At 57.9% G+C, this 12,454-nt stretch carries 10 protein-coding genes; 8 read left to right on the plus strand and 2 right to left on the minus strand.

Annotation, left to right across the window (positions count from 1 at the left end; translation table 11 throughout):
• Positions 1-69 precede the first annotated feature (69 nt).
• Positions 70-2,238 (plus strand): TonB-dependent receptor, encoded by a 2,169-nt coding sequence (locus MWU38_RS10900; RefSeq protein WP_247271833.1) that lies wholly within the window; start codon positions 70-72, stop codon positions 2,236-2,238.
• Positions 2,239-2,259: 21 nt separating this feature from the next.
• Here MWU38_RS10900 and MWU38_RS10905 read toward each other — a convergent pair whose 3' ends face one another.
• Together MWU38_RS10905 and MWU38_RS10910 are read right to left on the minus strand one after the other, a co-directional pair.
• Positions 2,260-2,841: a (2Fe-2S)-binding protein gene (locus MWU38_RS10905; RefSeq protein ID WP_247271834.1), complete on the minus strand. Its 582-nt coding sequence runs from the start codon at positions 2,839-2,841 to the stop codon at positions 2,260-2,262.
• Between the two features lie 52 nt (positions 2,842-2,893).
• Positions 2,894-3,670: a class II aldolase/adducin family protein gene (locus MWU38_RS10910; RefSeq protein ID WP_247271835.1), complete on the minus strand. Its 777-nt coding sequence runs from the start codon at positions 3,668-3,670 to the stop codon at positions 2,894-2,896.
• A gap of 171 nt (positions 3,671-3,841) precedes the next feature.
• On the opposite strand from MWU38_RS10910, the gene MWU38_RS10915 reads away from it, so the two are divergent.
• From MWU38_RS10915 to MWU38_RS10945, 7 genes are all read left to right on the plus strand, one after another.
• The gene (locus tag MWU38_RS10915; RefSeq protein WP_247271836.1) at positions 3,842-5,245 is read left to right on the plus strand and encodes an MATE family efflux transporter; all 1,404 of its coding nucleotides are present in this window, start codon (positions 3,842-3,844) and stop codon (positions 5,243-5,245) included.
• A 118-nt stretch (positions 5,246-5,363) separates the two neighbouring features.
• Entirely contained in the window at positions 5,364-7,778 is a 2,415-nt protein-coding gene (locus tag MWU38_RS10920) for a chemotaxis protein CheA (protein WP_247271837.1), read from the plus strand.
• Positions 7,778-8,218, plus strand: coding sequence for a chemotaxis protein CheW (locus MWU38_RS10925; protein WP_247271838.1), 441 nt, complete (start codon positions 7,778-7,780; stop codon positions 8,216-8,218). Before MWU38_RS10920 ends, MWU38_RS10925 begins: the two co-directional genes overlap by 1 nt.
• A 55-nt stretch (positions 8,219-8,273) precedes the next feature.
• The gene (locus tag MWU38_RS10930) at positions 8,274-8,639 is read left to right on the plus strand and encodes a response regulator (protein WP_247271839.1); all 366 of its coding nucleotides are present in this window, start codon (positions 8,274-8,276) and stop codon (positions 8,637-8,639) included.
• Positions 8,636-9,823, plus strand: coding sequence for a chemotaxis-specific protein-glutamate methyltransferase CheB (cheB, locus tag MWU38_RS10935; RefSeq protein WP_247271840.1), 1,188 nt, complete (start codon positions 8,636-8,638; stop codon positions 9,821-9,823). The genes MWU38_RS10930 and cheB overlap by 4 nt, the downstream gene beginning before the upstream one ends.
• Positions 9,824-9,845: 22 nt before the next feature.
• Positions 9,846-10,703, plus strand: coding sequence for a protein-glutamate O-methyltransferase CheR (locus MWU38_RS10940; protein WP_247271841.1), 858 nt, complete (start codon positions 9,846-9,848; stop codon positions 10,701-10,703).
• Between the two features lie 211 nt (positions 10,704-10,914).
• On the plus strand, positions 10,915-12,411 hold the full coding sequence (locus MWU38_RS10945; protein ID WP_247271842.1) for an EAL domain-containing protein: 1,497 nt from the start codon (positions 10,915-10,917) through the stop codon (positions 12,409-12,411).
• The last annotated feature ends 43 nt before the right edge of the window (positions 12,412-12,454 follow it).

Below are 12,454 nucleotides of genomic sequence, written 5' to 3' on the forward strand. Positions count from 1 at the left end.
ACTTTTTCCTTGCGGATGCGAATAGCTTTCAATAGCGGGTAGGCCGAAATAAGATAGACGAGGAACACTTTGACACATTACCGCTTCAAGGCCGCACTCAGCCTGACGTGCGCCGCGATTGCCTTCCCTGCTGCTGCCGAAACCGGTCCCAATATGGAATATGTGGGCGATGACATCCTCGTCAGCGGCGACATCCTGCAATCCAACGTTGTAGCTTCGGTCAAAACGCCGACGCCGATCATCGACGTACCTCAAAGCCTTTCGATCACCACCGATGAACAGATCGAGGAACGTGGGTGGACCAGCGTCAGCGAGCTCATCAACTACACGCCCGGCGTAAACAACTCGCAAGGCGAGGGACACCGCGATTCGGTCGTCTTTCGCGGCATCCGTTCAACGGCCGACTTTTTCATCGACGGGAACCGCGACGACGTTCAATATTATCGCAGCCTCTACAATATCGAGCAGGTCGAAATCCTTCGCGGCCCCAACGCTTTGCTGTTCGGTCGCGGCGGTGCAGGCGGCGTACTGAACCGCGTCACCAAAAAGGGCGAGTTCAACGAAAACTTCGCCGGTGGTCAGGTCGCCGTGGACACCTTTGGCGAATACAGCGTCTTTGCCGACCTCAACCTCTCAAGCTCCGAGCAAGTCGCCTTCCGCATCAACGCGGCCTACGAAAGCCTCGACAACCACCGCGACTTTTACGACGGCGAGCGCATCGGTTTTAACCCCACCGCGCGCTTTGCAGCGGGCGAGGATACAATCGTCGACCTTTCGTATGAATACGCAAATCACGACCGCTTTATCGACCGCGGCATCCCGACAGGCGTGGATGGCCGCCCGGTCGAAGCTTTTGACGAGATCACTTTCGGCGATGCGCAGCTGAATTTCAGCGATCTCGAAGCGCATCTTTTCCGCGCCAATGTCAGCCACAATTTCTCCGATAACTGGAAAGGCGTCGTGAACGCATTTTATGGCGACTACGAGAAGGTCTATTCCAACTTTTACGCCAGCGGATACAATCAATTGGCCGCGCCCGATGAGGTCACGACCGATGGCTATATCGACACGACAACGCGCGACAATTTGATCCTTTCGGGCAACCTTGTGGGTGAGTTCGAAACCGGTGCGCTTGGCCACACGCTTTTGGTTGGCGGGGAATACATCCGCACCAATTCGCGCCAGGATCGCATCAATCCGGTCTGGAGCGACAGCCAGGATGACAATGAAGACTTCATCATCCAGCGCCCGCTCACTCTCAGGGGCGGTGTCGGTATTGCGGCGAATGGCAACCCGACAAGCGTCATCTTTGACCGCGCGACTAGCCTGAATGACGACACCGATGTTGATATCGAGGTGTTCTCGATCTTCGTTCAGGACGAGATCGAAGTCACCGATTGGCTGAACGTGGTCGTGGGTGGCCGCTTCGACAGCTTCGACATCGAAGTCCTTGACCTTGCCGGCACCAATGGCCTTCGCACCCGCAAGGATGAAGAGTTCTCACCCCGAGGCGGGATCATCATCAAGCCGCAAGAGAATATCTCGGTTTACGCCAGCTATTCGAAAAGCTTCCTGCCGCGTTCAGGCGAGCAATATGCCAATATCAACGGCACGGCCAATGCTCTCGACCCCGACACCTTCACCAATCTCGAAGCGGGGATCAAATGGGATTTTGAACCCGGGCTCAGCTTCACGGCAGCGGTGTTCGACATCGAACAAAGCTCACCCCAGCCAAGTGACACCAATCCCGAGACGCTCGATGTGATCGACAGCACTATTCAGGGCTTCGAGATCCAGCTTCAGGGCGAAGTTTTGCCCGGTTGGACGATGCAGGCTGGATACAGCTATCTCGACGGAAGTCAGGTCGATGCTTTCGGCGTTGCAGGGCTTCGTCCGCGCGAATTGCCAGAGAACATGTTCTCGATCTGGAACCAGGTTGAGGTGACGGACCGGTTTGGCCTTGGCCTTGGCATCACACACCAATCCGAAAGCTTTATCACCAATGACACCATCTCCTATCAAGGGCTCAATGGCGATGTTGTGACGACCCGCGCCACCCTCCCCTCTTTCACGAGGGTCGATGCCGCAGCCTATTACGAGGTGAGCGACAATTGGCGCGTGCAGGTGAATGTCGAAAACCTCACCGACACGACCTATTTCCCCAGTGCACACAGCACCCATCAGGCAACGGTCGGCGCTCCGATCAATGCGCGGCTTGCTGTCTCGGGTCGGTTTTAACGCGCTCTAGAAACTGAGTTGTCAGCTGCCGGGGCCTTCGGGGTCCGGCACCACTCTGAGCGCCGGGACCGCCTCGGCGGCATCCTTGGTGTCAATCGCAGGGGCAGGCGCCGCGCTAATGCTTTCCTGACGCTGCGAAACGCGAGCGGCCCGTTCAATCGCGCTCATCAAACGAGGAAACACCCCGCAGCGGCAATCGTTCTGGATCGCCTCTTCGATCTCGGACCTTTCGGGCGCGGGATTGCGCGACAAAAGACCCGCGGCGGCCATGACAATCCCCGGCGTGCAGAAACCGCACTGTATGGCTTGTTCGGCCACCATCGCCTGTTGCACCGGGTGAGAGCGGTCGCGCGACAGCCCTTCGATGGTGGTGATGAAGCGCCCCTCGGCCTCTGCCAGAGTGATCCGGCACGAACGCAAGGCCGCGCCATCGACCAGCACGGTGCACGCCCCGCACTCACAGGTCGAACCCCCGTCATCAAAATTGGCGCCACCGTTCTTGGTGCCGGTAAGGTTTGCCGCCTCACGAAGCGCAAAGAGCAAGGGCATATCCGGGTCGAGATCAAACTCGACCGGACGCCCGTTAATCGTCATCCGAGGCATGATTTACCATCAAGGTGAATGAACTGGGAGATGCAAGAGGGCAACGCATGCCTTAGCTGCGCCAGCTGTCGTCGATCTTGTCGATGCGGCGTTTCCACGCCTCGAAATCGAACACGCCAGCGCCGCCCTGGCTGGCCATGACCGAAAGGTCGCGCTGGTGCACGTCAATCACTTCTTGAGGAACCACTTTGGGCTCGCCTTGGGAAAGTGTCGCGATCTGGATTTCGCAGGCACGTTGCAGCGCCCACATTTTTACGAACATGCCCTGGATCGTGCCGTCCATTACAACCGGACCGTGATTGCGCAGCATCAGGATCGAATGATTGCCAAGGTTCTGCACTAGGCGCTCACCCTCTTCGGCGCGAACCGTCACGCCTTCAAATTCGTGATAGCCGATCTGGTCCTGGAAATTGCAGGCGTAAAAGCTGATCGGAAGGAGCCCGTCCTTGTGGCTGCACACCGACATGGTCGCGGTTGTGTGCACGTGACAGATCGCATTGGCGCGTCCGCCGAGCGTTTTGTGAAAATGCGCGTGCTGCGTGAAACCGGCCTTGTTCACCATGTAGGGCGAGCCGCCGATATTGTTGCCTTCAACGTCGATCTTCACAAGGTTCGACGCGGTAACTTCATCGTAGAGGAGGCCAAAAGGATTGATGAGAAACGCACCCTCTTCCCCCGGCACAGCCAAAGAGATGTGGTTGTAAATCGATTCGCCCCAACCAAGGTGGTCGAAAATCCGATAGCAGGCCGCCAGATCAAGCCGCGCTTGCCATTCTTCCGCGCTGACTTTGCCTTCGAGGCTGTTATCGGGCTTCAATTGCGTGGCCATTTGGGTATCCCTTCCGTTTGCTTCTCTTTGGCGCGCTTATCGCACTATTCCGGCGCATCGGGCAAGCGCGTCTGCGCCCTTACGTGAATAGAGCTCGAAAGCGGCGCATCGGCCTGCGCCAATGGAATTGCTTTGCGCGAATGGCCCGACCTCGATAAGCCCCGCGCACCAATGAGCAATCCCGGCGCCTCTTCTTCTGACAAATCGACCTCCGAAGGATCGAATGCGAAGCTGACCAAGGGCGCCATTACCGGCCATCTGGTCTCCCAGACCTTGCCCGCAATTGTCGGCGTCACCGCGATCATGTCCATCGGGCTGGTCGATGCCTTCTTCATCGGCAAGCTGGGATCGCAAGAGCTGGCGGCGATTTCATTCATCTTCCCGGTGACAACGGCCCTGTCCTCACTTGGCGTTGGTGTGATGGTGGGGATCAATTCGGTTGTTGCCAGAGCGCTTGGCGAAGGTGACGAGGAACGCTGTGCGCGCAGGGCGAATTTCGGGCTGGTTTTCTCTGTCCTTATCGGCATCGTGATCGGCGCGCTTCTCTACACACTGATAGAGCCGCTGTTTTCCTTGATGAATGCGCCAGAAAACCTGCGCCCTCTCATCCTTGATTACATGCAGCCCTTCGCGCTCGGTTTTCCATTGGTTCTTGCGATCATGGGGTTCAACGGCGTCCTTCGCGGACAGGGCGAGGCGAAGAAAACCAGCCTTGTGTCGATCACCTATGCTGCGGCCAATTGGGTGCTTGATCCGATCCTCATCACCGGCGCGTTCGGATTTGAAGGTTTTGGCATCACCGGCGCAGCTTATGCGAGCATCATCGGCTATGGCATCGGCGCGGTGATGGGATTTTATTTGCTGTGCCGGACCGATATTCCTTTTGACCTTGCGCTTATTCGGAAGGGAAGCTGGACCGATCCTGCGCTCGCCATCCTCAAGGTGGCAGGACCTGCGTCCTTTTCCAATGCGATCAATCCGGTCGGCCTTTCGGTCCTCACCGCGATTGTCGCGACGCAAAGCGAGGCGGCGGTCGCCGGCTTTGGCGCAGCGGGCCGGTTGCAGAGTTTTGCTACCGTTCCATTGCTTGCCCTGTCTGGGTCCATCGGCGCGATCGTTGGCCAGAACTGGGGCGCCAAGGAATACGAAAGGGCGCGTCAGGCAGCGCGTTATGCCTTTGGCTTCTGCCTTGCCTGGGGCCTTTTGCTGGTTGTCCTGTTCGTCCCGCTAGCAGAGCAATTTGCGCAACTATTCACCAGCGATCCAGAAGTCACCGAGCAGTTCGCCCTCTATATCAACATCGCCTCTTTCGGCTATGCGGGCTTTGGTATCCTGATCGTGGCTAATGGCATTTTGAACGCAATCGACAGGGCTGCCTTTGCGCTCACCCAGTCGGCGGCGCGGGTGTTTCTTGTCATGCTCCCCTTCGCATGGTTTCTGATCGGCGATTGGGGAAGCTCTGCTGTCTATTCAGCCGAGCTTGCAGCCAACGTGTTTGGCGGGTTGATCGGCGCAGCGCTTGCCTATTTCCTGCTCAAGCGCCGCGCCCCCGACAGCAAGGCGCGAACAGCGTAACAAATTGCGGCGGAAAGCCGCTTCAATCAACCGTTTCGGTAGCCAATCGTTAACCATCCCGCTTCATAAGCCCTTTTGAGATGTAAAATCGTCTCACTTTACTAGGGGCACGCGCACTATGGATGACCTGCTGGCGGACTTCGTCGCGGAAACACGCGAGATGTTGGAGGCAAGCTCGGGCGAGATCGTCGCTTGGGAAGCCGATCCAACCGACCGTGCGCGCCTCGATACGATCTTTCGTTTTGTCCATACGGTCAAAGGCAATTGCGGCTTCTTCGATTATCCGCGTCTAGCCGCGCTCAGCCATGCGGCCGAAGATGCGCTCGCCGACTGCCGCGCTGGTCGCCGCGAACCTGATAGCAAGCTTGTCACTGGCGTCCTTGCCATCATCGACCGGATCGCCGCAATGGTCGATGCGATTGAGGCCGACGAGGAATTTGACACCGGCGGCGATGAAGAATTGATCGCAGCCCTTGCCGAAGGTGACGACGGCACTGACGATCCCAGCGCGACGCAGGCTGAACAGCCTTACCTGTCGCAAACGGACGTGCAAGATAACCCCGAGCAGGATAAGACCGCACACAGCCGGAGCGACACCGCCGTTGCCCAGCGATCCATTCGTTTGCCCGTCGACCTCCTCGACCGGGTGATGAGCGGCGTGTCCGACATGGTTCTGGCGCGTAACGACCTTGCCCACAGGCTGCGCCAGGCAGGCACTCAGCCGATGATCGACGGTCCGTTCGAACGACTGACCTCCATTCTCAACGATGTGCGCGATGCAATCACCCGCATGCGGATGCAGCGTATCGAAACATTATTTGCCGCCTTCCCGAGACTGGTGCGCGACCTTAGCCAGACGCTGGATAAACAGGTCACGATTGATCTTGAAGGCGGCGATGTGGAACTCGACCGCGAGATGATCGAGATGATCCGCGATCCGCTGATCCACATCATTCGTAATTCCATCGATCACGGGATCGAACCACCATCAGAACGCAAAGCGGCAGGCAAACGGAAAACCGGTTCCCTGTCGATTGCCGCGCGTCAGGCAGGCAACACAATCTCGATTGTCGTCAGCGATGACGGACGGGGCCTGTGCCCCGACAAGATCGGGAAAAAAGCAGTTGCAATGGGGCTTATCACAGAGGGCGAGCGCGAAGGCATGGCCCTCAATGATATCCTCCAGACCATTTTTCAGCCCGGCTTTTCGACAGCCGAGACGGTGAGCAATATCTCTGGTCGCGGTGTCGGTTTGGACGTCGTGCGCCAGAACCTGGAGCGCGTGGGTGGCACGATCTCGGTCAAATCCACCAATGGCATCGGAACCCTCTTCACTCTGCAAATCCCATTGACGCTCAGCATTATTACCGGGCTAAACGTAGTGGCGAGTGGCCAACGCTTTTCCATTCCGCAAAGTTATGTCGAGGAAATCATCCATAGCTCCTCAAGAGTTCTGGATTTCACGACTGTCGGTGAAACCGGCCTTGTCACTTTCCGCGGCAACCGGGTGCCGTGCCTCAAACTGAGCGAGGTTCTTGAACTGCCGTCAAGCGATCTTGCCGATGATGACCTGACGATGGTCATGCTAAAGCTTGCAAATGGCGATCTGTTTGCGCTGGCGGTCGATGATATCCACTCACACAGTGACATCGTTGTGAAACCGCTTGCCCCTGCCGTCATGCAAGCAGGGATTTACGCAGGCTCCTCTCTTTTGGACGATGGCATGCCGGTCCTCTTGCTCGACATCACGAGCATCGCTGCGCAGAGCAATATCGTCTCTGATCTGAGCCGCAGACTTCACGCGGTTCCTGAAGAGGACGAGGGCAACGAGGTCAAAGACCACAGCCGCGCAATGCTGTTCACCGATTTTGTCGGGCGTCGCCGGGCCATTCGCCTCGACCTCGTCAAGCGTATCGAAACCGTTCAGACGTCCGCGCTCGACCGATCGGGGATCACACCGCGGGTCGTGATCGACGGCGCTATTCTGCCAATCATCGGCCTGCCCGATGGACCGTTCGAGCGTGAGAAGCTACGCTTTTTGCGACTAAGTGATGGCGACAGCCAGCTTGCCTATGCCATTCGCGAAGTGGTCGAAGCTGCCGAGCTTTCCGGCTCGCTTACACCTGTGAATGACGACCCATTGGTCGAAGCCGTCACGCTGCTTGGCGATGAGACGATCAGCCTGCTCGACGGGCACGAATTGTTTGCGCGATATGGCGAGATGCCAACTGAAAGCAGCAAGCCTTTGTGCCGGCTGCCCCAAGGCGAATGGTCGCGCACCATCCTTGCTCCGCTTCTCACCAATGCCGGTTACGAGGTCACAAGCGAGCCGGGCATTCAGGAAGATGTCGCGATCTGGTTTGACGATGAATATGAGGCAGCCGCCGCGATCGAGATGGACTTTGCCGCGCCTGTGGTGCGCTTGCGCGAAACGCCCGAGGCGCCCGAAAATTCTCCCACCATCTATCGCTATGACCGCGAAGGTTTGCTCGCTGCCTTGAACAGTGCGCGTCACGCGGGGGGACAACGCTGATGAATACTCTTCTCGTCATGGCCCAGATCGCAGGTCGCCGCTGTGCGATTGAGGCGCCACATGTGGACATGGTCATCGAAATGGGAGCGATCACGCCCGTCCCGCGCACGCCTGATTTTGTCTCCGGCATCACCGCTGTGCGCAGCCAGACGCTCACAGTCATCGATGCCCGCCTCGCAATCGGATTTGATCCCGGCGCCTTTGCGATGGATCACCGCGCTATCGTGGCGACGCATGAACGCAGTGCTTATGCGATCCGCGTGGATGCGATCGAGGATATCTGCACCGCAGTAAGCGACCCCGATCAGGTGCCAGGAGGATTTGGCGAAGCATGGGCCCGCGTTTCTTCCGGCCTGGTAGAAACACGGGTCGGACCAGCGCTGCTGCTGAACCTTGAGTCGCTCCTTAAAGCGCCGGAACCATTCGGGGCGGCGGCTTAATGCAAATGTTACATCTCCTGCCTAACCTTCAGCCTATTCTAACCAAGGTGAATTCATGAAAAGCTGTCTCATTGTCGACGATTCCAAAGTTATCAGAAAGGTATCTCGACACATCCTTGAAAACCTTGGATTTTCGGTCGAGGAAGCCGAGAATGGCGAGCTTGGGCTGAAGGCTTGCGACGAAGCCATGCCGGATGTGATTCTGCTCGATTGGAACATGCCCGTGATGACGGGCATCGAGTTTATCACGCACCTCCGCAAACGTGAGGGCGGGGACAAGCCAAAGGTGGTCTTCTGCACCACGGAAAACGACGTGGACCATATTCGCGAGGCGATTGCTGCCGGCGCAGATGAGTATGTGATGAAGCCGTTCGATCACGAAACCCTCCAGATCAAGTTGCAGCTCGTCGGCTTTGCATGAATGCGCCTGCGCAATTCGGGCCGCGCACAAGCGTGAGGCGTCTGCGCCCCGCCGGGCGGAACCAGCCGTGCATCAAGGTGATGATTGTCGACGATAGCTTGACTGTCCGCACCATCTTCAAACGCATGGTCGAACACGATCCGCGCATGAAAGTGAGCGCCACCGCGAGCAGTGGCGAACGCGCGATTGCATCCATTGAAAAGCAGCACGCTGACGTTGTTCTGCTTGACCTTGAAATGCCGGGCATGGGCGGCCTCAAGGCCCTGCCGCAAATTCTGTCGATCTCGCCCGAGACGCAGGTGCTCGTGGTATCCTCGCTGACCACAGATGGCGCTGAAATGACGCTGGAGGCCCTCTCGCAAGGCGCAGCTGACACCTTGTTGAAACCGCGCCCTGGCGAATTCACAGAGCGATACCGCTCGCAGCTTCTAGGCAAGATCAATGCGCTGGGCAGCAAGGAAAAAGGCGCGCGGGCGGTAAGCGCAAGCGCAGGGCTCAACGCCCCAGATACCGCAGTTTCACAATCGGACGACGACAATCAGGCATCAGTTGCCGACGCCTTGCCAGTCGTGCCCACAGCTTCGCGTATCAACCGCGCCGAAGTGATCGCGATTGGCGCATCGACAGGCGGTATTCACGCCCTCAACCTTATGCTGCAATTGCTAACACCGGCTTGCACGACGCCGATCCTCATTACACAGCACCTGCCCTCAAGCTTCATTCCCGTTTTCGCCAGGCAGATTGAGAATGTCAGCGGCAGACGCACGCAAATCGCTGAAGATGGGACAGAAATCCGCAAAGGCGAGATCGCGCTTGCAACCGGGCACAGTCATATGTGCATCAAACGCCACGCAGGCCGCCTGATCGTTCGCTCAAATGCCGAGCCCGCCAGCAGCGGCTGCCTTCCCTCGGTCGACCCGATGCTGGCCAGCCTCGCGCAGGCTTGTGGCGGGAATGTGCTGGGCATTTTGCTTTCCGGCATGGGACGCGACGGGTTCGAAGGCGCGCGCGCAATCGTTGAAGCGGGCGGTGAAATCTGGGCGCAGGATGCCGAAACCAGCGCGGTCTGGGGCATGCCCGGAGCAGTCGCAAAAGCGGGCCTTGCCAGCCTGATTGCCCCGCCAGAAGAGTTGGGCAACGCCATAATGCAAAAGCTCGCGGAAAACCGCAGCGTGGCTGGATAAAGGGAACGCACCAGTTAGTTTGATGGAATACACCCAGGCCTCTTTCCAGATCATCGTGGACCTTCTGGCATCGCGCACCGGTCAACACCTGAGCGCGAGCCGCCAATGGCGTTTGACCTCGGCCTTGTCGGGTGTGTTCCGCAAGCATGGCCTCAACAGCCTCGACCAGCTTGCTTGCCTGCTCGATGCGCCCAACGAATATTCCGACCATGGCGACCTTGCGACCGAAGTGGTCGAGGCTTTGCTCAATAACGAGACATATTTCTTTCGCGATAAGCCGACTTTCGACCAGATCCCGCAAGACATTCTGCCGAAACTGCGTGAGCGCCGCGCGCATAAACGGCAATTGTCGATCTGGTGTGCAGGCTGTTCAAGCGGGCAAGAGGTTTACAGCATCGCCATGCTCTTCGAAGAGCAAAAGGAGCTTTGGCAGGGATGGAGCGTGGACATCCTTGGAACCGACATTTCGCACGGCGCAATCGGGCGAGCGAAGGCAGGAGTGTACGGCCAGTTCGAGGTTCAGCGCGGGCTTGGCGTTGGCCAGATGCTCGACCATTTCGCAACTTCCCCTGACGGTTGGCGAGTGTCCGAAAACCTGAGAAAATACACAAGGTTCGGGATCCATAACTTGCTCAATGCTCCTCCGGGCAGGTCAGCGTTTGATCTCATATTGTGCCGCAATGTCCTGCTCTATTTCGATGCCGAAAAGCGCAGCCTCGCTTTCCAGCGCCTGTCGCAAGGCATGGCACGTGACGGATTTCTTATGCTCGGCAATGGCGAGACCGTGTCCGCCAGCCATGGAGCGTTCACCCCTTCATCCAGCCGGGCGAGTGTCTTTGAGCCGGTCGCTGCTATTAAGAGGGCGACCCGCGTCGCGTAACCGGGCCGGTTAAGCTTGGCAGCCACCCGGGTCGCCCAGTCTCGGCATCGAATTTACCGATCATTAGCCAATGCTCTTTAGGCTCTACGGGTGACTAGAGTGCTCAATTGTATTGTAGCCGCTCTCACGTTGGATTGATTGCGACAGTAAAGGAACGTCGTTGCCTGAACCAAGCAAACCCATGCGTTTGACGCCAGGAGGATTGGTGGTGATGCCTCTCGCCATCGTTTCTGTGGTGGTCGCAGGGATTTCAGCAGTTCTTGTCGCGGTCGGAGCGGTATCAACCGCGGCACCACTCTTGCCGATTATCCTTGCGGGCTTCGCTTTCGCAGCGAGCATCATTGGCCTATGCAAAATGGGCCTCAACAATATGCGGGAGCTCCAACGTCTCGAGCGCACCGACTTGCTAAGCGGCCTACCCAATCGGCATGCGCTCAATCAGGATATACAGGCCTGCCTGGAGCAAGACGAACAGGTTGCGGTTGCAATTCTCAATCTCGACGGTTTCAAACAGATAAACGACCATTTCGGTCACACCGTCGGCGATGCCTTGATCGCCCAAAGCGCCCGGTTGATGCAAAACATCTTTGCCAAGGAGGCGGCCTGCTATCGGCTCGGCGGTGATGCCTTCGCTGCGGTGGCAACCGGTCCGATGTGCGGCACAATCCTCGAAGGTTTGTGCCGAAGTGTGCTCGAACGGCTTCAAGCCCCACTTATCATCGGGGCGCGCGAACTCGCCGTCGGGGCGAGTATCGGCCTTACCCATCGAAGCTCTCGTGACAATCTGTCTGCGTCAGAATTGCTGCGCCGGTCAGAGGTCGCGATGTACATGTCCAAACGCGGCGGAAAAATGCGCTGCACATGGTTCAACGATAGCTTCGATCATCGCCGCGAGGAAGTGCGAAAGATTGAGGAGGACCTGCGTGAAGGGATGAAGAAGCGCGAATTTTCGCTCGTCTATCAACCCCTTGTCGGAGCGAGCAGCGAACGCATCGTGGGTGTGGAGGCGTTGCTGCGCTGGAACCGCGAGGATGGCGGGGAAGCGCGGCCGGATCACTTCATCCCGGTGGCCGAGGAATCGGGCATTATCAATCCGCTTGGCCTTTGGGTCTTGCGCGAGGCGATGACACAGGCACTGAAATGGAAGGGTATCTCGCTTTCGGTCAACATTTCGGCTGCCCAGCTCCGCAATTCCGATTTTCCGATCAAACTTGGCGAGATTTTGGAGGAGACCGGCTATCCTCCCGAACAGCTGGAGCTCGAAGTAACCGAGACCTGCCTCGTCCTCGACCCTACCGTGGCCGAGCGGAGCCTTAACGTGATCCGCGAGTTCGGCTGCAAAATTTCGCTTGATGATTTTGGCACCGGCTACGCCTCTATCGGCTTCCTGCGACAGTTCCGGTTCGAGAAATTGAAGCTTGATCGCACTCTGGTTGTTCAGGCAAGCGAGGATGAAGGGTGCCGGGCGATGATGCTTTCCAGCATCGCGGTGGCCCGCGCTCTCGACATGGCAGTTACAGCAGAAGGGGTCGAGACAAACGACCAGGCCAAGCTGGTTCGGCTGGCTGGCTGTGACCAGATCCAGGGGTGGCTTTATTTCAGGCCCCAATCGGCGCAATGCATCGATGCTTTGATTGCTCGGCAAGAGGAAACTGACCGCGCCGCCTCATTGACTGAGCAGCCTGCGCATGTCCGCATCGCCAGATAAGTCGTCTGCGCCAAAAACTCACACGGTTCATCAGCAATGGCAG

It is taken from the genome of Qipengyuania sp. S6317L1, assembly GCF_023015615.1.
In the GTDB taxonomy this organism is placed as follows: Bacteria; Pseudomonadota; Alphaproteobacteria; order Sphingomonadales; family Sphingomonadaceae; genus Erythrobacter.